Origin of the sequence: Mesorhizobium sp. M1227, assembly GCF_040318315.1 — a bacterium.
Taxonomy (GTDB): domain Bacteria; phylum Pseudomonadota; class Alphaproteobacteria; order Rhizobiales; family Rhizobiaceae; genus Mesorhizobium.
Genome location: NZ_JAMYLZ010000038.1, coordinates 35,882 through 55,083, shown reverse-complemented (window position 1 = coordinate 55,083; position 19,202 = coordinate 35,882). Strand labels below are relative to the sequence as shown.

At 61.3% G+C, this 19,202-nt stretch carries 23 protein-coding genes; 5 read left to right on the top strand and 18 right to left on the bottom strand.

The window, feature by feature from the left end; all coding sequences use genetic code 11:
- Positions 1 to 494: transposase (locus tag NKH28_RS28925; RefSeq protein ID WP_352980980.1), on the top strand; the 494-nt coding region annotated here is incomplete at its 5' end.
- A 14-nt stretch (positions 495 to 508) separates the two neighbouring features.
- Here NKH28_RS28925 and NKH28_RS28920 read toward each other — a convergent pair.
- The 9 genes from NKH28_RS28920 to NKH28_RS28880 all read right to left on the bottom strand — a co-directional run bounded on the left by NKH28_RS28920 (position 509) and on the right by NKH28_RS28880 (position 9,175).
- Positions 509 to 3,163 carry an ABC transporter permease gene (locus tag NKH28_RS28920; RefSeq protein ID WP_352980979.1) on the bottom strand — a complete coding sequence of 885 codons (2,655 nt, stop codon included), beginning with the start codon at positions 3,161 to 3,163 and terminating at the stop codon, positions 509 to 511.
- Positions 3,160 to 3,837: an ABC transporter ATP-binding protein gene (locus tag NKH28_RS28915; RefSeq protein WP_352542759.1), complete on the bottom strand. Its 678-nt coding sequence runs from the start codon at positions 3,835 to 3,837 to the stop codon at positions 3,160 to 3,162. Before NKH28_RS28915 ends, NKH28_RS28920 begins: the two co-directional genes overlap by 4 nt.
- Positions 3,830 to 4,492, bottom strand: a complete 663-nt coding sequence (locus NKH28_RS28910; protein ID WP_352923615.1) for an ABC transporter ATP-binding protein — start codon at positions 4,490 to 4,492, stop codon at positions 3,830 to 3,832. The genes NKH28_RS28915 and NKH28_RS28910 overlap by 8 nt, the downstream gene beginning before the upstream one ends.
- Before the next feature lies 1 nt (position 4,493).
- Positions 4,494 to 5,099, bottom strand: coding sequence for a hypothetical protein (locus NKH28_RS28905; RefSeq protein ID WP_352980978.1), 606 nt, complete (start codon positions 5,097 to 5,099; stop codon positions 4,494 to 4,496).
- 106 nt (positions 5,100 to 5,205) lie between these two features.
- Complete coding sequence (locus tag NKH28_RS28900; RefSeq protein WP_352816320.1) at positions 5,206 to 6,624, bottom strand: sensor histidine kinase; 1,419 nt, start codon at positions 6,622 to 6,624, stop codon at positions 5,206 to 5,208.
- A gap of 41 nt (positions 6,625 to 6,665) precedes the next feature.
- Positions 6,666 to 7,343 carry a winged helix-turn-helix domain-containing protein gene (locus NKH28_RS28895; protein ID WP_352542763.1) on the bottom strand — a complete coding sequence of 226 codons (678 nt, stop codon included), beginning with the start codon at positions 7,341 to 7,343 and terminating at the stop codon, positions 6,666 to 6,668.
- Positions 7,344 to 7,462: 119 nt separating this feature from the next.
- Positions 7,463 to 7,972 (bottom strand): cytochrome b, encoded by a 510-nt coding sequence (locus NKH28_RS28890; RefSeq protein ID WP_352542764.1) that lies wholly within the window; start codon positions 7,970 to 7,972, stop codon positions 7,463 to 7,465.
- 111 nt (positions 7,973 to 8,083) lie between these two features.
- On the bottom strand, positions 8,084 to 8,878 hold the full coding sequence (locus tag NKH28_RS28885) for a COG4705 family protein (protein ID WP_352542765.1): 795 nt from the start codon (positions 8,876 to 8,878) through the stop codon (positions 8,084 to 8,086).
- Positions 8,879 to 8,917: 39 nt separating this feature from the next.
- Positions 8,918 to 9,175 (bottom strand): hypothetical protein, encoded by a 258-nt coding sequence (locus NKH28_RS28880; RefSeq protein WP_352542766.1) that lies wholly within the window; start codon positions 9,173 to 9,175, stop codon positions 8,918 to 8,920.
- A 256-nt stretch (positions 9,176 to 9,431) separates the two neighbouring features.
- Between NKH28_RS28880 and NKH28_RS28875 the strand changes: the two genes are divergently transcribed.
- The 3 genes from NKH28_RS28875 to NKH28_RS28865 all read left to right on the top strand — a co-directional run bounded on the left by NKH28_RS28875 (position 9,432) and on the right by NKH28_RS28865 (position 12,406).
- Positions 9,432 to 10,064, top strand: a complete 633-nt coding sequence (locus tag NKH28_RS28875) for a methyltransferase family protein (protein ID WP_352980977.1) — start codon at positions 9,432 to 9,434, stop codon at positions 10,062 to 10,064.
- A gap of 286 nt (positions 10,065 to 10,350) precedes the next feature.
- The gene (locus NKH28_RS28870; RefSeq protein WP_352542768.1) at positions 10,351 to 11,025 is read left to right on the top strand and encodes a response regulator; all 675 of its coding nucleotides are present in this window, start codon (positions 10,351 to 10,353) and stop codon (positions 11,023 to 11,025) included.
- Positions 11,015 to 12,406: a sensor histidine kinase gene (locus NKH28_RS28865; RefSeq protein WP_352542769.1), complete on the top strand. Its 1,392-nt coding sequence runs from the start codon at positions 11,015 to 11,017 to the stop codon at positions 12,404 to 12,406. The genes NKH28_RS28870 and NKH28_RS28865 overlap by 11 nt, the downstream gene beginning before the upstream one ends.
- A gap of 24 nt (positions 12,407 to 12,430) precedes the next feature.
- Here NKH28_RS28865 and NKH28_RS28860 read toward each other — a convergent pair whose 3' ends face one another.
- The 6 genes from NKH28_RS28860 to NKH28_RS28835 form a co-directional block, all read right to left on the bottom strand.
- Positions 12,431 to 13,309, bottom strand: a complete 879-nt coding sequence (locus NKH28_RS28860; RefSeq protein ID WP_352980976.1) for an ABC transporter permease — start codon at positions 13,307 to 13,309, stop codon at positions 12,431 to 12,433.
- Positions 13,310 to 13,320: 11 nt separating this feature from the next.
- Complete coding sequence (locus NKH28_RS28855; RefSeq protein WP_352542771.1) at positions 13,321 to 14,130, bottom strand: ABC transporter ATP-binding protein; 810 nt, start codon at positions 14,128 to 14,130, stop codon at positions 13,321 to 13,323.
- Positions 14,131 to 14,227: 97 nt separating this feature from the next.
- Positions 14,228 to 15,241 carry an ABC transporter substrate-binding protein gene (locus tag NKH28_RS28850; protein ID WP_352980975.1) on the bottom strand — a complete coding sequence of 338 codons (1,014 nt, stop codon included), beginning with the start codon at positions 15,239 to 15,241 and terminating at the stop codon, positions 14,228 to 14,230.
- 127 nt (positions 15,242 to 15,368) lie between these two features.
- The gene (locus NKH28_RS28845; protein WP_352980974.1) at positions 15,369 to 15,593 is read right to left on the bottom strand and encodes a hypothetical protein; all 225 of its coding nucleotides are present in this window, start codon (positions 15,591 to 15,593) and stop codon (positions 15,369 to 15,371) included.
- Complete coding sequence (locus tag NKH28_RS28840) at positions 15,590 to 16,345, bottom strand: COG4280 domain-containing protein (protein WP_352542774.1); 756 nt, start codon at positions 16,343 to 16,345, stop codon at positions 15,590 to 15,592. Before NKH28_RS28840 ends, NKH28_RS28845 begins: the two co-directional genes overlap by 4 nt.
- A gap of 209 nt (positions 16,346 to 16,554) precedes the next feature.
- Complete coding sequence (locus tag NKH28_RS28835; protein WP_352980973.1) at positions 16,555 to 17,097, bottom strand: phosphatase PAP2 family protein; 543 nt, start codon at positions 17,095 to 17,097, stop codon at positions 16,555 to 16,557.
- A 41-nt stretch (positions 17,098 to 17,138) separates the two neighbouring features.
- Here NKH28_RS28835 and NKH28_RS28830 point away from each other — a divergent pair, with 41 nt between their 5' ends.
- Positions 17,139 to 17,621: a DUF2127 domain-containing protein gene (locus NKH28_RS28830; RefSeq protein ID WP_352980981.1), complete on the top strand. Its 483-nt coding sequence runs from the start codon at positions 17,139 to 17,141 to the stop codon at positions 17,619 to 17,621.
- 343 nt (positions 17,622 to 17,964) lie between these two features.
- Here the strand turns inward: NKH28_RS28830 and NKH28_RS28825 are convergent, their stop codons facing one another.
- The 3 genes from NKH28_RS28825 to NKH28_RS28815 all read right to left on the bottom strand — a co-directional run bounded on the left by NKH28_RS28825 (position 17,965) and on the right by NKH28_RS28815 (position 19,024).
- Positions 17,965 to 18,207 (bottom strand): DUF982 domain-containing protein, encoded by a 243-nt coding sequence (locus NKH28_RS28825; protein WP_352980972.1) that lies wholly within the window; start codon positions 18,205 to 18,207, stop codon positions 17,965 to 17,967.
- Between the two features lie 88 nt (positions 18,208 to 18,295).
- Entirely contained in the window at positions 18,296 to 18,538 is a 243-nt protein-coding gene (locus tag NKH28_RS28820) for a DUF982 domain-containing protein (RefSeq protein ID WP_352980971.1), read from the bottom strand.
- A gap of 93 nt (positions 18,539 to 18,631) precedes the next feature.
- The gene (locus tag NKH28_RS28815) at positions 18,632 to 19,024 is read right to left on the bottom strand and encodes a DUF982 domain-containing protein (protein WP_352980970.1); all 393 of its coding nucleotides are present in this window, start codon (positions 19,022 to 19,024) and stop codon (positions 18,632 to 18,634) included.
- Positions 19,025 to 19,202: the final 178 nt, after the last annotated feature.

Below are 19,202 nucleotides of genomic sequence, written 5' to 3'. Positions count from 1 at the left end.
CCCTTCCCATCCTCAAGCGCCACAATGCCCAGCAGCTCAGGCAGATCGAACGTCAAATGGCTGCTGTCGAAAAGGAGATCACGGCGCTCATCCAGTCCGATCCCGATCTCTCCCGTCGCTTCGCTATCCTCGTCTCGATCCCGGGCGTCTCGGCAATCACCGCCTTCGCGCTTCTCATCGAAATGCCCGAACTCGGCACGCTCGGTCAGGGTCAGGCTGCTTCCCTCGCAGGCCTCGCTCCCGTCGCACGACAGTCCGGCAACTGGATCGGCCGCGCCTTCATCCGCGGCGGGCGAGCCAATGTCCGACAGGCACTCTACATGCCCGCCCTCGTCGCCATGCGCTTCAATCCCGATCTAAAGGCAAAATACCACCAGCTCACGGCCGACGGCAAAGCCTCAAAACTCGCCATCACAGCCATCATGCGAAAGCTCATCATCCTCGCAAACGCACTACTCAGGGACAATCGGACCTGGACACCATCTGTCCCTTGACCAACACGGATACTCTAGAAATCGCGCAGGTGCTCGGCGTCTCGTCCGGACGAAGGCCTGGCCGACAGGACGGCGGCGACGACCGAAGCGGCGACAAGGCCGAGCACGACCCCAAGATAACCCCAGGGGATCGACAGCGCCTCGGGCGGAGGGTCGAACACGCCAGTCAACAGCTTCACCAACATCCACGCCGTCAGGAACCCCGACAGCAGACCGAATGCGAAACCACCGACGAGGATGAGGAGGCCTTCGCCCCACAGGAAGGCCGCCAATTGCCGGGGCTTGGCGCCGATGGCGCTCAGTATGGCGAAGTTCCTGCGGCGCTCGATGAACCCCAATGCCAGCATCAGGCCGGCGGCGGCAGCCGCCATGACCACAGAAAACCCCAGTTCGATCGTGGTCAGCCCGCCGAGGTCGACCGCCGTCAGGCTCGAGCCGATGAGATGAGCGGCTTGTGCGATGTCGGCAACCTTCAGCGACGGATCGAAGGAAAGCACCGAAACGGCCTGTCGTGCCAGCGCTGACGGATCGGCCTTTGCCCGCATCAGGACGTATTCGGATGCATCCGACCCGGTCATGCGGCCCACGTAGGCGGCGTTGGCGACGAGGAAGGAGTCCTTCGGCGCGGTCGGAAACTCACGCACAACACCAATGAACCTGAAGGCGATGGGATGGTACTGGTGATCCTTTGCATCCATGAGCCGAAGATTGATCGTATCGCCTTGCTGGAGCTGGAAGTCTTGCACGGTCTCTTCCGACACCAGAACACCGTTGGGAGTCAGGGTGAGCTGGTCGAGCATGCTGGCCGCGCTGGCGCCGCTGAAATAGGCATCGGAAAGGCTCGTTGCGCGTTCGATGCGCATGGGGTCGATGCCATAGAGATCCTGCAGGTCGGCGCCGACATAGGCGAAACGGTGCTGCATGGGCTCTGCCGCTGCCGCCTCGGGCAGTGCGGCCAGCGCTGCCAGATGTGTCCCGGCCGGCCTGCCCGATGTGCCGAAGACGGTGACGTCGGAACCATTGGTCAATTCCGCGTCGATGCGCGCCTGTGCGTTGTAGGTGGTGTTGAAGATCGCGGTCGACGTGGCGAAGGAGATCGCCAGCGCGGTCATGGCGATGCCGACGGTCAGGCGTCCCGATTGCCGAGACAGCGCCGCCGATACGACGTTCGCGAGAGGCCCGGCGACTGGCGCGATGATCGCCCGAAGGCCCGCGCCGTTGCGCGCGATGATAGTGCCCGACAGCCGCACGGTCAGCAGCGCCATGCCCAGCCAGAACAGCGCCGGTGCGATGAACGCCTTGTAGTCCACCGAGGTTGCGGCGACGCCTTCGGGTGCCAGCACGATCTGGTATCCGGTGCTCGCCGACTGCCAGAAGAAGAGCCCGGCTGCCGCGAGCAAAAGCATGTCCAGCCATAGGCGCTGCCAGACCGGCGTCCCCGAGCGGCTGACGGCACGCCGCGCGGCACTGACAGTCGCCCAGCGCGCGTCACGCCAGGCAGGAAACAGAAAGGCGACGAAACCGACGAGCAGCCCGAACAAGGCGACAAGAAGCAGTGTCGGACCGCTCGTGCTCGCCGTTACATGCTGGCCCGAAGCGATGCGGCCGAAGAGCAACGCCGCGGCTATGCCAAGCGCGGTTCCGCCGACAGCGGCGATCGCGGCCTCGGCTGCCGACAGGGACAGGATTGTCCTTGTCGTGGCGCCGCGGACGCGCAGCAGCGCCTGCTCCATCCGCCGGCGCGCCGCACCGGACGATGTGACCGCAAAGGTGAGCGCAATGGCCAGCGCAATGCCGGGCAGCCCGAGAAACAGGAACAGCACGGAGGCGTAAAGTGCGTCCTCGCGGACTGCTCCGAGGCGGGAGCCGAGATTGTCGGCGACCAGAGCCTGACCCACGGTCCGCGCCTCGAGGTTGCGCTTTGCACTGGTGACGAATGTATAGGCCGTGACAGGATCGGTGGGCAGCGCCTCATGGGCGAGCCGAACATGCCATTGCAGCCTGGTGGTGTCGGGGCGCATTTTCTGCTGCGGGTCGAACAATTGCTGCCAGTCCTGCCGTGACAGCACAAGCACATTGTCAGGCGGCGCCTGCGGAGCAGCCTGGGGCGGCAGGCCTACCGCCTGGAACAGCGAATCGGCGTCGGGAAGGTCGATCACGCCGGCAACTTTCACTTCTGCCGGGGGCAGCCCGATTCGCTTGATCGACACCGTGTCGCCGGGGCCGACATGTAGGTTGGCCGCCGTCTGCTGGGCAATGAGAACACCGTCGGTCTTGCCGGAAAGCGGCCGGACTTCGGCCGGAAAGGCCCGGGAATAGCCGCTATCGAAGGCGATGACCTGTCCCGGTCCGGTGGTCTGCGTGGTGCCGCCGGTCTGGGCCTCGAAACCGGCGACATCCGCATAGCGGACCTGGTAAACGGCCTTGACCGGCGTGGCTTCGCTCACCGCCTTACCGATCAAGTCCGGATCGGCACCGGAAATCACCTGGACCTGCCAGTCGATCGGCACGGCCGATATGGCGCGAGCCGTCATAGAGGAGCTGGCGCTGGCGAGAAAAAGCGCCATCGCCGCGAGAAGCGCTACGCTGAGCGCGACGCCCGCCATCGAGCCGGCGATACGAACGAAACGACGGGCGAGTATGCCCCGAAACCAAAGCAAAAGCATCATGCTGTGACGTTCCACGGCCGACCGGTGACCAGCCGGCCGTGATCCATTGTCCAGCGCGTTGCCATGCGAGCCGCGACCGCTTCGTCATGCGTCGCCACGACCAGCGCCACGCCGGTGTCCTCCAGCCGGTCCAGCACGGCGTCGAAGAAGAATTGCGCCGTCCGGCTGTCGAGCTGCCCGGTTGGCTCGTCGGCAAGAACGAGTTTCGGTCCTGTGGCCAGCGCCCGGGCCATGGCAATGCGCTGCGACTGTCCGCCGGACAATTCCTCCGGCAGTTTGTCGCCAAGCTCGCCGAGGCCAAACGACTCCAGCAGTGCTGCCGCGGTTTCATCCGCGGCGCTTTCGCCGGCCAGCACCATTGGCAGGCCGACATTCTGAGCCGCCGTAAGGGCGGGAAACAGGCTGGGCGACTGGAACACGAATCCGACCTGACGCGGCCGCAGTTCCTCGAACGGGCCGAGCCCGGGCCATTCAATGGTGCCGGTCGTCGGTCTGTCCAGCCCGCCAAGAATATGCAGCAGCGTTGTCTTGCCGCTGCCGGAAGGCCCGACCAAGGCAATGCGCGCGCCCGCCGCGATCTCGCAGTCGACATCGCGCAAAACGGTGATCCGGCCGGCGTTCCCATCATGAAAGTCGCGGCCAAGACCTTTGCCGACAACTAGCGTCCTACTCACCCTCGATCCTCCCGTCTCTCAGACGGATGATCCGGTCGGCTCTTTGCGCCAGCGCTTTGCTGTGGGTTGCGAGCAGCGTCACCAGTCCGGCTTCGCGTCTGGCCTCGAACTGCTCGATCAGCCCTGATTCAGTGTCGCGGTCGACCTCCGCGGTCGGCTCATCGGCAACCAGAATGGGGGGATCCGCGGCCAGCGCCACGGCAAGGCCGGCGCGCGCCGTCTCGCCGCCCGAAAGCTCGGTTGGAAATGCATTTCCGCGATGCGACAGGCCGACGCTTTCCAGCAGGGCGCCAATTCGTTTCTCGTCCTGCTTTCCCGCCAGCAGCATCTGCAAACGGATGTTCTGCTCGACGCTCAGGTGGCCAAACAGGTTGCCGGACTGTAGGAGGATGCCGAAATTGGCGATGCGAATGCGCGTGCGCTCGGCCTCCGATCGTCGGGTCAGGCGCAGGCCGGCCACCTCGACATGACCACCATCCGGCTCGTCCAGCCCGGTTACGCAGGCCAGCAAGGTGGACTTGCCGCTGCCGGACGGCCCGGTCAGGGCGACGATCTCACCGGGCGACATCTGAAAACTTACACCGCGCAGTGCAGCCGTCTCGTCGTCGCCGATGTGATAGAACCGATAGAGTTCGTGCGCGTCCAGCGCGTGCATCTCACTTCCACCGCAACGAGTTGGACATCAACTGCCACTGGTCGACATTGTCGGCGCCCTTTGGCGCATAGAGTTCGAGCGTGACGAGCTTGCCGTCCTTGAAATAGAGGTAGCGCTCATTTTCCAGGCGGACCTGCCTGTTGGTCACCGCGTTCGGTTCGGAGTTGGACGTGTAGACGATGCGGATTGCCGGCCCCGCCGGCAGCTTGACCTGCTTGACCGCCGTAACCCGGACTGCTCGACCGGTGGATTGCAGCTTCGGAACATAGTCCGCCTTGACGCTGTCGACGGTTGGCGCGGCGTCCGCCTTCGCCACGGAGACAACGACGCCGTCGAGCTTGTCGACGAAGCTGGCGCCGTCGGCATGATCCGAGCGCGCCCAGCCCTCCGGCACCTTCATGGTGAAACCTTGCGGCGAGGCATAGTCGATGAAGACCTGCGTATCGGGAATGTCCCCAGGAGGGTTCTTTTCCGCGGGGACGACCTTCTCGGCCGCTAACGCCGGCAGATTTGCGAAACCTGGAATGAGCGCGCCGGCAGCGCCCAGACATGCCGCGACAGTAAGCATCGGCAGGATCCGGCTGATTTTTCGATGAGCGGACATCATTTGAGCGGCCTTTCGAGTTGGCACGGCGGATGCGCTCACTATCGCGCATCAAGCTTACAGGCATGTCGCCTGGTTCATACGGATTGGTAAGCTTGGAGGGCAGTGGCTAGCCAGCCGATGATTTAGCAGCGGGGAAACTGACCACCACCGCGAGGCCTGGATGACGGTCCTCCAGGGCAATGGATGCGCCGTGCAGATCGGCTATGGCGCGCACCAGGCTAAGCCCAAGGCCGCTGCCGGGCGTCGAGCGGCTGTTGTCGAGCCGGTAGAGCCGTTGGAACACTTTTTCACGCTCCTCAATAGGAATCCCCGGGCCGTCGTCGCCGACTTTCGCAACAATGCGGTCGTCCTGCCGGGTCACCGACAATTCGATGACGGTGCCTGCCGGGCAATGCCGCAAGGCGTTCTCCACCAGATTGGCGAACATCTGCGTCAACAATTCCCAATCGCCTTGGATCTGACATTGTGCGCCTTGAAAGATCTTTGCCGTCAGCGACTTTCCGTCATCCTCGGCAACGTCCGCATAGATTTCGGCAATGCTCTCAACGACGCCATTGACGTCCAGATCGATGAAGCGCGCCTTGCGTGCTCCAGCCTCGATCTGGGCGATGCGCAGCAAGGCATCGAACGTCTCATTGATCTGGAGCCCTTCCGCCCGGGCGTCCGCCAAATCATCGGAAACCGCTTCGCCCAAAGCGGTCTTGTCGGCGGCGGCTTCCAAAATCATCTGCAGGCGGTTCAGCGGCGTCTTCAAATCATGCGCGATGTTGGCGCTGACCTGCTTCATGCCTTCGACCAGCGCCGACAGCCGGTCGAGCGCAGCGTTGACCTGTGCGGAAACCCCGTCAATATCGTCGCCGTTGCCAACCAGGGGAATGCGGGCGTCAAGCCGCCCATGCGACACGTCGACCATAGTGGCGGCGATACCGTCGAGGCGGCGCTGGACACGCGAGGCCAGCAAGGCGCCGCCGGCCACCGCCAGACCGGTGATGATGAGGGTTCCCCAGCCGAAGCTCATCAGCACAATGCTTTCCAGCTCTTCGGTCTCGGAAAGGCTGAAAGCGACCGTCAGACTGTTTCCGCCAACCGAACCGGACCAGGCCCTATAGACGGTGTCGGCTGGCACGCCGGGCATGGTGGCCTCAAACATCGAGAAGCCGTCGGGAAGGTCCGCCGCGGTAAAGTTGCCGGCAAGATGATTGCCGGCCGGACCGGTCAGCGAGAACAGCTGCTCTTTCTTGGTTGAGAGCGCCGCGTGGCTGTCGACCGTGGCAACCAGATCCTCCAGGTCGCTTTCGGCATAAGTTACCGCCACCACGGAATAGGTCTCTTTGATGGATTCGTCGAGCCGCTGGGCAAGGTCGGCGCTCATCAGCTGATAGACGATGGCGCCCGACAGGATAAAGGCAAGCACGAACAGGAAGCCGAAGGTCAATGCAAGCCGGAAAGGCGTGCTGCGCAGCAGGCTGGGGCCCGATCCATCCCGGTAGAAACGGGATGGGACTCTATCTTCTTGTTTGGCCATGATCTTTTCCAACAACCGGGCCCACTTTTTGGGATCATGGTCTAGATAGGCGCATGCAGACTGTAGCCGGTGTTGCGGACCGTATGGATAAGCTGGGTTTCGAACGGCTTGTCGATCTTGGTCCTCAGCCGGCTGATATGGGTTTCGACGACGCTCGTCTTGGGATCGAAATGGAAATCCCAGACGCGTTCCAGCAGCATGGTCCGGGTGATGACGCGGCCTTCGCCACGCATCAGCACTTCGAGCAGGCTGAATTCCCGCGGCTGCAGGTCGATCACATGCCCCTGCCTGGTGACGCGGCGCATGATCAGATCCATTTCGAGATCGGCGACCCGCAATGCGGTCTTCTGCTCCTGCGCCGGCGGCCGGCGGCCAAGGGCGTTGATGCGGGCGAGCAGCTCGGAAAAGGCGAAAGGCTTGACGAGATAGTCGTCGCCGCCGGCCTCCAGTCCTTCGACCCGGTCATCGACGCCACCGACCGAGGTCAAAAAGATCGCCGGCGTTCGCACCCCGGCGGCACGCACCGCCTTGATCATCGACAGGCCGTCCAGGCCGGGGATCATCCGATCCGCTATGATCACGTCATAGGCGTCGCGTGTCGCGGCAAACAGCGCGTCATGCCCGTTGCGCAGCAGATCGCAGACATGCCCGGCTTCGCTCAGTCCCTTGACGACGTAGTCGGCCGTCCGTGGGTCATCCTCAACAAGGAGAAGTCGCATCTCTGTTCCGGTCTGTTGCCGAGGCTTTGTCAGTGCGGCATGCTAGCACCGGCGGCGGTCCGTTCCTAGAATATCCGCCAGCGCCTGGTGGCTCGTCGTCGTTGCACATGCCCACAGTGTCATCCGACCGGATCGCGCGCAGGAACAAGCATCCTGCGCAGCACGGCGTCTTTCAGAATAAAATGATGGAAGAGTGCCGCACTGGCATGAATGCAGATCAGGACGATGAACACCGGCTTTGCCCAGGCATGGATATCGCCCATCCAGCCCCAGAGATGAAAGGCCAGAAGCCCGGAAACAGGAACAGCGACGAGAAAGCCGTAGAACAGTGCATGCGTTGCGCGTGAGGCGAAAGCCATCCATTTCGGCATTGTCGATTGCGGCTTGGGCGCACCGACAAAGAGGCGGACGGCCAGTCGCACGAACACCAGCAACAGGATCGCCAGGCCGACCCAGTAATGGGCGGACCCCATGGTCTGCTCGTAGGTTGACAGTCGGCGTCCTGCCGCTGCCGCATCGACGTAGGTTGTCATGTTTTCCCCGAACAGGAGCTGGAACAGGACAAGCGCCGCTATCGTCCAATGCAGGCTAATTTGGAGGCCGCTATAACCGGATTTCTTGGAGTTCATTCTTCTGTCCATGAGGTGAGCGCGATAGCTGCCCATAGCAACCCACGGCAGGGATCCGTGACGTTTTGGCGCGTTCTCGTCGCGTCAGGCGGGTGTGCAGATGCTTGATTCCTACTCCGATTCAAGCAGGATTTTGTCGGCCTCGTCGGTGTCCTTCTTCAGGCTCATGTAGAGAACCAGGGCGATGATGCAGCCAAGGAAGAGGATGCTGGTCAAGGTGGTGCCAAAGCCTAGGCCGCCATATTCGACCGGCTGCGAGAGCAGGTCGCCGAATGAAGCGCCCAGCGGCCGCGTCAGGATGTAGGCGAGCCAGAAGGCAAGGATGCCGTCCAGTTTGAGAACATAATGGGCAAAGGCGATCAGCGCGATGACGCCGCCAAACAACAGGCCGGTGGTGAGGTAGCCCATGTCGAACTTTTCGGCGACCAGATCGCCTGCCGCGGTGCCCAGCGAGAAGGTGAACAGTATCGCCAACCAGTAGAAGATCTCACGCCTGGTGGTGAAGATCGTGTGGATGGACAGGGTCCTCTCGCTGGCGTACCAGACCGCGAATGTTGCGGCGAGCGCGATGCTGAATGCAATCGTCGTCGTTTCAAGCCGCACCCCGAAATTGTCGACGAGATTGTCGGTGATCAGCGTGCCGACAACGCTGATCAGCACGACCGCCAGCCAGTAGGCCCATGGCACATAACGTTTCTGCGCGAATTGAAGGATGAGCGCGACAATCAGGATGCCGGTCATGATCAGCGACGTAACGGTGAGCCCGAGGCCGAGATTGACGGCGAGATAGTCGGCCGCCGTCTCGCCCATGGTCACCGCCAAGAGCTTGATCAGCCAGAAATCGACGGTGACATCGGGAACCCGGTTAAGAGCAGGCGCGACCCATCGGGCGGCTGGCGAGAGCATGGCTGTATCCCTGTCGTTGATGGAGAAGGTAGGGTCGACTTACTTGCCCAGGATTTTCATGGCCTGAGCGAAGAAGTCGTCGGCGCGCTTGTCGTCGTCGGCGTTGCAGCGCTCGATTCCCTTGGTCTCCAGCTCGGAAACCTTGGTCTTGTCCGTATCGCTGAGTTTCGCCGTTGCTTCTGCTGCCCTCAGATCCTTGAGCGAGGTTTCGCAAGGGGTCGTGGCTGCGGATGCTGATAAAATCGGGTTGGCGATGGCAACTGTACCGAGCGCGAGGGCGAGAACCAGTCTGTTCATGTGATATCTTCCCTATTTGGGGCCGGGGTTCCGGCAGTGTCGATCAAGCTCTGGCCAGTCGACCGGCAGCAGCGACTACCGGGCAGCAGCGACCATAGGGAGGCGAGTTCGCCGGCATCTGTCCGGTGGTTTACTTTTTTGTAAGAATTCGAGAAAACCCGTCGATTGCCTCGCCATCAGGCGGCGGAAAGAGTAGCTGGTTACGCGCAACGACACTTCGGCCCACCCATAGACTTGCCAGAGCCGCGGGAAACCAATGACCTACGCCTCCCTCAAACCTTCACCAAAGGCATTCGACCAGCACAAGCGCTTCATCGTTCTCCAGGTAGCGGCCGTCCTGGCCATAGCGCTGCTGCTGTTTGTCAAGCCGTTCCTGAGCGAAGGGTCGAGCGGACACGAGTTCGTCGAACTGCTGGGCGGCCTCCTCATCCTCATTTGTGTCGGTGGCCGTCTGTGGAGCATTCTCTATGTCGGCGGCAAAAAGAACGAAGAGTTGATTTCCGCCGGGCCATTTTCGATGACCCAGAACCCGCTCTACTTCTTCTCAACGATCGGCGCGGTGGGCATTGGGCTGATATATGGATCCGTCGTGGTGGCCGTGGCACTTGGCCTAGCCAGTTTCGTCGTTTTTCGGGTGACGGCGCGCAAGGAAGCTGAATTCCTGCTGGGAAAGTTTGGCCCCGCTTATCTGGCGTATGCGGAGCGAACGCCGCGCTTCTGGCCGAACCCGCTGTTGTTTGCCGACCAGGCCGAACGACAGTTCTCAACGCATGCCTTGAAGCGAACATTCTATGACGGGCTTTATTTCCTCGCCCTTTTTCCGGTGATCGAAACGGTCGAGCATTTTAGGAATGGCGGCTTCCTGCCGACACTGTTCACCCTCTATTGATCAATGCATAAATCTGCTGCCATTCGCCCACGCTCGTCGCTATCAACTGGGACAGTAGCGACCGTTTTCGCTAAAGACATAAGAGCATCGACTGATTTTCGGCACTTGGCGCAATACAGACCGGGAATTTGCGATATCGGATGGTCATTTACCGGAAGGGCACTAGCGGGACGGCGGCCAACGGAAAACCCATCTCCCAACATTGGCCAAAACATTTTCGCCGGACCCCTTTGTAGACGCACTCTTTCGCGATGTGGCTGTCGGCCGTTGAGACGGATTGCATTGAATGCGTATTTTACTTGCTGAAGACAATCGCGAATTGTCGACATGGCTTGCCCGCCTGCTGCGGCGCGATCATTACGTGATCGACTGCGTCTATCGCGGCGACGATGCCGACCTCGCACTCGCCAGTCAGGACTATGCGCTGGTCATCCTCGATCTGGCCTTGCCGCATCTTGATGGCATCGAGATCTTGCGGCGGCTGCGAAGTCGCGGCAGCACAACGCCCGTCATCATTCTCACCGCCAACGATGCCGTATCGAGCCGGGTGCGTGGCCTCGACAGTGGCGCCGACGACTATCTGGTCAAACCGTTCAACGTCGATGAATTCGAGGCGCGCGTCCGCGCGCAGCTGCGGCGTGGTCGGGCAAACTTCGACCCGATGGTGCGGTTCGGCACGCTCGCCTTCGACACGCAGGCACGTGCCTTCACCCTCGGCGAAAGCCCGCTTCACTTGACCGCTCGCGAACATGCCGTGCTTGAAACGCTGATCATGCGCGCCGGTCGGCCGGTCCAGAAGACTATGCTCGCCGAGAGTATCTTCGGCTTCGACGACGAGACAAATCCGAACGCCCTGGAAATCTGCGTTCACCGCGTCAGGAAGAAGCTGGAGGGCAGCGGCATGGCGATCACCACTCTTCGCGGTCTCGGCTACGCCTTGCGAATCGACGATGGCCACTAGAAGCCTCCAGCGTGAACTGCTCGCCTGGCTCGTCGTGCCACTGACGGCCGTCGTCTCGTTCAACGTGTGGACGACCTACAAGAATGCGGAGGAAACCGCCAATCTGATCACCGATCGAACCCTTCTGGCATCGGCTCGGGTAATCGCGGAAAACATTCGCGAAAACGACGGCGTGCTGGAAGCGCCGATCCCGCCGGCTGCGCTGGAAATGTTCGCATCCGATCAGCCCGACCGCGTCGTCTACCGCGTGACGACACCACGTGGCCAAGTCATTGCCGGCTATCCCGATGTCATCGCACCGCCTGGCCAACCCGCCGATCTCAATCCGGTCTATTTCGAAACGACGTTTCGCGACCAGCCTGTCCATGCGGTTGCCATTGCCCAGCCCATGGTCAGCAAGCAGAACCCGGGCAATGCAATGGTGGCGGTCGGTCAGACGTTGAGGGGGCACGACAAGCTGATGACCGGCCTATGGCTCAAGGCGCTGCGCGACCAGGTGCTGCTCGTCGCGGCTGCCGGCCTGCTCGGCGTTTTCGGGCTGCGCCGTGGCTTGGCGCCGATCCTGCGCCTTCGCAACGATGTGATGGAGCGCGATCCGGCGGAACTGAAGCCTTTCGCCGCCGACACTGTCCAGAGCGAATTGCGCCCGCTTGTCGAAGCGCTGAACGAGGCCTTCAACCGCATCCAGCGCCAGATGGCCACGCAGAGGCGCTTCGTCGCCAACGCCGCGCACCAGTTGCGGACGCCGCTGGCGCTGTTGAAGACGCAGGTCAGCGTCGGCCTGCGCGAACGCGATATCGGCACCAAGGATGAAATTCTGGCCGCGGTCGACATGTCTGTCGATGGCATGGCGCGGCTGTCGAACCAGCTTCTTTCACTTGCCCGCGCCGAGCAGGGTAGCTCTTCGCTGATGAAATCCAGCGTCGATTTCAGCGCCGTGGCCAGGGATGCTCTCGAGGGGTTGGCGCAGGCAGCGCTGTCGCGCAACATCGACCTCGGATTCGAGTCCGAGGGAGATGATCTCATCGTGTGGGGACATCCGACCTTGCTTCGCGAACTTGTCGTCAACGTGGTCGACAACGCCCTGCGCTACACCCCACAAGGCGGCTCGGTCACCGCAAGGATCGGCCGCGATGCGAGCTGGATCGTGCTGCAGGTGGAAGATACGGGACCGGGCATTGCCGAAGGCGACAAGGAAAAGGTGTTCGAGCGCTTTTATAGAGGGTCCGAACCGGACAGCGAAGGCACCGGCTTGGGTCTCGCCATCGTGCGCGAGATTGTCTCGTCGCATGACGGCGAGATCGCGCTCGCCAACCGCAAGCCGCTGCCCGGATTGAGCGCCCAAGCCAAGCTGCCCGCCTACCAGGCAGCCCAAGCCTGATTCAGCTTCCCGACTTGGTTCAGGTCATTGCGTCTCGTGCAGGGGCTGCGGACGCCATTTCGCCAGCCGGTCCTCGACCATCGTCATCAGATATTCCGCACCGAGCGCCACCACCATGACGATGACGATCGCGGCATACATGCCGGCCGCGTCAAAGGAGCCCTTGGCGATGTTGATAAGCAGGCCGATGCCGTAGCGCGAGCCGACGAACTCGCCGACGATGGCGCCGATTATGGCAAAGCCGAAGCTGACATGCAGGCTGGCGAAGATCCAGCTCATCGCCGACGGCACGATCACCGAGCGTGTCAATTGCCAGTCGGAAGCGCCAAGGATACGGGCGTTGGCGATCATCGCCCGGTCGGCTTCGCGCACGCCCTGGAAGGCGTTATGAAAGACCACGAAGAAAACCATGACGAAGGCGAGCGCCACTTTCGAGGCCAGCCCCAGGCCCAGGATCATGATGAAGATCGGCGCCAATACCACGCGAGGAATGGAATTGATCACCTTGATGTAGATGGAAAAGATATCCGCGGCCATGCGGTTGCGGCCAAGAGCGACGCCGATGATGATGCCGGTAACCGAACCGGTCACGAAGCCGATTGTGGCTTCCTCAATGGTGACATAAAGATGGTACCAGAGCGGTCCTTCCGACGTTCCTTCCGTCGTCCATTCGTAGAGCCTGGCCGCGATCGTGCTCGGCATCGCGTAGAAGAACGGATCGATCCAGGCGAGGCGGCCGGCGATTTCCCACAAGGACAGGAAGATGACGAGGATGGCAATCCGCCAGAAGATTACCGTGCGGCGGCGGTGCTTCGCCGCCTTTGCGGCGGCGGCTTCGATTTCGGCGTCAGAGGTTCCTGGCCTGAAGCTTCCGGCGCTGACGTCGATGGCAGCATCAGTCATAATGTTCTCCTTCAGGCCGCGGCCCGCGCATAGCTGGTCTCGACCTCTTCCTTGAGATCGGCCCAGATTGTGCGCGAATAATTGATGAAGCTCTGCTCGTAACGGATATCGGCGACGACGCGCGGTCGCGGCAGATCGATGGTGTAGACCGACTTCACTGTCGCCGGACCAGCAGTCAGCACATAGACCTTGTCGGCCAGGGCGATCGCCTCCTCCAGATCGTGGGTGACGAAGACCACCGAGGCCTTGGCCTGCGACCACAGCCGCAGCAGCTCTTCATGCATGAGCACGCGTGTCTGCACGTCGAGTGCGGAGAACGGCTCGTCCATGAGCAGAATCTCGGGGCCGTTGATGAAGGTCTGGGCGAGCGCCACGCGCTTGCGCATGCCGCCCGAAAGCTGGTGCGGATAATGCTGCTCGAACCGTGACAGGCCGACGCGCGCCAGCCAGTCGCGCGCCGCGGCCATGGCCGTCGACCTCGGCCTGCCGCGAAACAGCGGGCCCGCCATGACGTTCTCGATCACCGTGCGCCAGGGAAACAGGGCGTCGCTCTGGAAAACGAAGCCGATGCGTGGGTCTATTCCCTTGACTGGGCCGCCCATGACGCGAACCTCGCCGGCGCTTGGGGCTGCCAGACCGGTGATCAGGTTGAGGCTGGTCGACTTTCCGCAGCCGGTCGGGCCGACGACGGCGACGAATTCGCCACGCTCGACCGTCATGGTGAAGTCGCGCAACGCGGTCAGCGATTTGCCGGTGGGGGAGAGGAAGCGGCGGCTGACATTGATCAGCTCGATCGCCGGAACGGTTTTTTCGGCAGCCATGATAAAGATACTCCAAGGCCCAGCGGTCGCCGCGCGGGAGATCGCCGGACGCAGAAACAGGATGGATCCGGCGCGAGGCTCGCGCCGGCGATGTCGGCTATTTCACGTTCTTGACGAACTCGGTGGTGTAGGTCTTCGACAGGTCGATCTGCTTGCCCTGCAGGTCCTTCTTGAAGGCCGAGAGCACGGTTAGCACCGTTTCCGGGCCGCCTTCCGGCATGACGCCGTCGGCGGTGAACATTGCTTTGCCGGCGTCCAGCGCCTTCACATAGCCTTCCTTGTCGCCGACATAGTAGTCCTTCGGCATCTTTTCGGCGATCTCGGCGCCGCTATGGGTGTTGATGAACTTCAGTGTCTTGACGAAGGCATTGGCCAGCTTCTGCACCGTCTCCTTGTGGGCGTCGACCCAGTCCGTTTGCATGTAGAGGGAAGCAGCCGGATAGGTGCCGCCGAGCGCGGCTTTGGTAGCTTCCATCGTACGCATGTCGACAAGAATGGAAGCTTCGCCGGTCTTCAGAAGCCGGGTGATCGTCGGTTCGGTCGTCATGCCGGCCTGAATCTTGTCCTGCTGCATAGCGGCGATGAAGGTGTTGCCGGCGCCGACCGGAACCGAAGTGAATTCACCGAGCTTCAAGCCGTTCTTGACGGCAAGATATTCCGTCAGGAAGTTTGTCGAGGAGCCGAGGCCAGTCACGCCAAGGCTCATTCCCTTGAAGTCGGCGGGCGATTTGATCTCAGGATGCTTTGTGGAAACGAGTTCGACTTCTCCGGGCGCCTGGCTGAACTGGACAACGGATTCGACGAATTTGCCCTTCGCCTGCAGATCGATGCTGTGGTCGTAGAAACCGACCACCGCCTGCACGGCCCCGGCCAGCATCTCGTTCTCGGCATCGACGCCGGCCGGCTCGTTCAGCAATTCGACATCGAGACCTTCGTCCTTGAAGTAGCCGAGCGCTTCCGCCAGCTTGGCGGGCAGATAGATCTGCTTCTCGTAGCCGCCCACCATGATGGAGATCTTATCGTCGGCGCGAGCCGATGGCGCGGACAGGGCTATGGTGGCGACGAGTGCAATTGTAGCGGCTGAATCAAGCAGTGTTCGCTTAAGCAACATGGCCTCTTCCCTTGTTCGTTTCCCGCGTCCCTCTCTTCTCCCATCGCTTTTGCGACATTGCGAGGACGCGGGGCATAGTTATGGCATCAACCTTTCATCAACCTGTCAAACGGGAACGCGAACGGCTTCAAGGTTTGGACTTCTGCCGCACCTGTGCAGCGCGGCGAACGCTGTGCAACAGGATGGCGAGGCAACCAATCAGCAACAGGGCAGCGCCGAGCAGCGGGGGCAGCGCCAGCAGCTTTACAGCCGCCGCGATGACTGCCACCAGAACCAGCGCCAGCAGCGCCAGACTGCCGTCATCGACGAACATGCCAAAGCATTCCTTGGCTGCGAGCCGAATGACGTTCATCGGGCGAGCTCTCCGGTGAGTGTGGGGTAGGTGCTGCGCAGCCAGCGCACCATGGCAAACGACGCCAGCGCGACGATAGCGAAAATGGCGAGCAAAGCGAGATCGGCGCCCGGCCAGTCGGCGCCAATCCCTTCGCCGGTCCAGAAGATGCCGAAGCTGGTCAGCATCAGCCCGACGACGAATTTGAGCGCATTCTCCGGCACCCGCGCCAGCGGCCGGTGGACCGCCAGGCCGATAAGCATCACCAGGAAGAACGCCGCCAGCGCGCCGAGGCCGGCGTAAAGCGTGTGCCCGTGTGCTGCTCCGACGGCAATGACGATGAACACCACCTCGACGCCCTCGAGGAGCACTGCCTTGAACGACGCCAGTCCAGCGAGGTAGTCGGCGCGGCGGTCGTTTGCCTGCTGGTGCAAGGCAGCGGTTTCCCTGGAGAACGCCGCCGCCTCGTCATGTATGGCGATGACGCCAACAGCGCGCAGAATGGCTTTTCGCAGCCAGCGCATGCCGAACAGGATCAGCAGCACCCCGACGACGAACTGCAGCGTGCTGATTGGTACGAGTGCCAACACTGGGCCGAACGCCAGCACCAGGGCCGTCAGCACCGCCAGCGCCAGTGCGGCGCCGGTGAGCGCCGGGCGCCAGCTGCGCGTCAGCCCGACAGCAAGCACGATGGTGAAGGCCTCGACGACCTCGACGAAGGACGCCAGGAATGCCGCCGTGACCGTCGAAAGGATGGGTGTCAGTGTCTGCATGGAGGTTTCTGTCTCGTTTGACCCAATGCTCATCGCAACCTCTAACATCCGGGATGTTGCGACGACCGTTTGAATCCGCCCATCGCGCCGCGATCAACTCGTGAATTCGCCGACCTCAACTAAGGCATGACAGGATCATCGTCAGCCCGCCGCCGCCTTGGACCTCGACGTTTTGATAGCTGCTCGTCTCATTGTTGGCACATAAGGAGCTAGAGAATTCTTGTCGCCAGCTTGTCCAGCCGGGAGTTCTCACGATAGGCCAATCGCACCATAACGGCACCTAAGACGCCCGTCACTGCGCCGCCGATTACGTCGGTCAGGTAGTGCGTCCCAATGTAAATTCTCGACCAACAAATCAGAAATGCCAGCAGGGACAGCACTAACGTCCGGCGCGGCAGAGCTTGCATCGCAAAGGCCGCAACGATTGCGATGGCTGCGGTCGCGTGATCGGATGGGAATGACCAGTCGGCGCTTGGCGCAATCAACAGGTGGGTCACACCGGCATCGTAGGGGCGGATGCGATGCACGAAAAGAAGAATGAACTGATTGATCGCCAGACCGAGCAGGAACGCCAAGCCGGCGGACAAGGCAGCATGGCGCACATGGTAGCGGTCGGCCTTTGCCCACCATTGCAGGGCAACAGCCAGCACCATCAGCGGAACGCCGATTTGTGAGACGGCGATCATTGCCTTATCAAGAAAAGGGCTGATCCCGGCTGCCGCGTTGATCCAGTGGGTTAGGGCTGCATCCATCGTTTCTCGTTTCCGCTGTTGTCGATCGCAAGGTGAATTTTGTGAAAGCAGTAGACGAACGCCGCATCCATCAGATTTTCGAGCTCAGCATCTGGCTTAAAGGGGCGCATGCCCTGATCGAATGCCTGGGCGGGATCCTGCTTTATGTAGTCACCACCGACACCATTGCCTCCTGGGTCAATACATTCACCCAAGAGGAATTGATCGAAGATCCGAACGATTTCATAGCTGGCTATCTGTCGCAGATGGCAAGCCACTTTTCCGTCGCCAGCAAGGAGTTTTATGCCTTCTACCTACTTAGCCACGGCCTGATAAAACTGCTGCTCGTTGTCGGGCTTTTGAGAGGCAAGCTGTGGTCGTATCCGGCATCGCTTGCGGCGCTGGGCGCATTTATGATCTACCAAGTCTACCGCTACTCCTACACCCATTCGTTCGGCCTGCTTGTCCTGACCGTCTTCGATGCTGTCGTCATGGTGCTGATCTGGCATGAATGGAAGGTCGTGCGGCAGCACAAGCCGGCATAACAGCGAAGTTTCTCGTCGCTCAGTTGGGAACACATCAACCTCACCGGCATCTACACTTGGGATTGAACACCACATGCCCGAAGGCTCCAGAACGCTTCGCCTGCCAGCACCAATCCGACGGGCGGCGTGATGTTCATATTTACGTCCCTCCTCCGGTGTCGCCCGGTCCTCGACGGCGTCGATGCATAGTTGCACAGCCTCCCGCCACTTAGGCCCCATCTTGGTCCACTTCATGAGTTCCTCGGCGGCACCCTCGACATTGTTGCACCCGTAGGTGCCCCAGGTCGGTCGGTTTTAGCGTACACCGGAGGGGAGAACCAACGGGTTGCCATGACACCTTCTCCTACGGGGAAAGATACATCTTGGCTTCCTTAGCGGCAGCCTCGAAGGCCTTTCGTACCACCTGAGGGTCAATCGGATCGCCCTCCAGATCTGACAGGCAGAGGGTCACCGCCTTTTGCCAGCGAGGTCCTCTCCGAGTCCACGTCTTGAGCTGCTCAAGGGCTGCCTTGGCATTGTTGCAGCCACGCCTGTCGCCGGTTTCAGTCTTCACGAACACCGGAGGGACGAACCAATGGGTTGCCATTGAGGGATAATTAGAGGGGGTGAGAATGTTTGGAAGGATGTCTGAGCTGGTGATCGACTTTGGCTCGCGCGAAGAGCCACACGACCTGCTAATCAGGAAAAAGCATACCCTCCTCCTCGGCAGCCTGCTCGAACGCGTGGCGGGCCTGCATTGGGGACACCTTACCGCTCAAGGCATCCACACAGACGCGCACCGCCTCTTGCCACCTAGGGCCACGCTTGGTCCACAAGACGAGTTCCTCAGCCGCAGCCTGAACGTGGTGGACCGCGTAGCGGAAGCCTTTATGTTCCGTCTTAACGTACACAGGGGGTGAGAACCAGAGGATTGCCATGGGTGGAATTTAGCGAACGACTTCTTCTGCGGCCAGCCTCCGGTCGGGGAGCATTTGGTGGAATTCCTGAGCGGATGTCGAAGTAATTCGCGGTCAGCCACCAGCCCTAATCAGCTTCCCCTCCTCCTCGGCAGCAGCCAGGAATGCCTTGCGGGCCTCCTCAGGTTCCATCTCGTCGGCAATAACAGTCACGCAAACGCGCACCGCGAGGTTCCAGTGAGGGCCACGGTTGGTCCACTTCAGGAGTTCATTAGCTGCTGCCACTGCGTTGTTGACGTGGTGTGTCAGGCCGGGACCTTCAGTCTTGACGGGAACCGGAGGGGAGAACCAATAGGTTACCATGGGGTCACTCTTTGCCGACCGATGAAGTCCCCTAAGCAAGTTTTGCTCATCCGACAGCGTTCGTTCTGATGATAAAGTGAGCAGCTTTCGAAGGAAACTGCGGGCAGCTTCTGACCTCTGCATTGTTCTCTCGACTTCAACCATGATTGTAGCGACCCAACTTCTGTATTTTGTCGGGAACTAATAAGATATCAACCGACGATTTCGTGTGGAATGGTGGGCTCAGGAACGTTGGTAGGAATTTCTGAGCGGGGGATCGGATAACTGGCTAGCGCGAGGACCCCCGTGCCCGCTTCGTTTCCTGCACGGTGCGCGCCCGGCG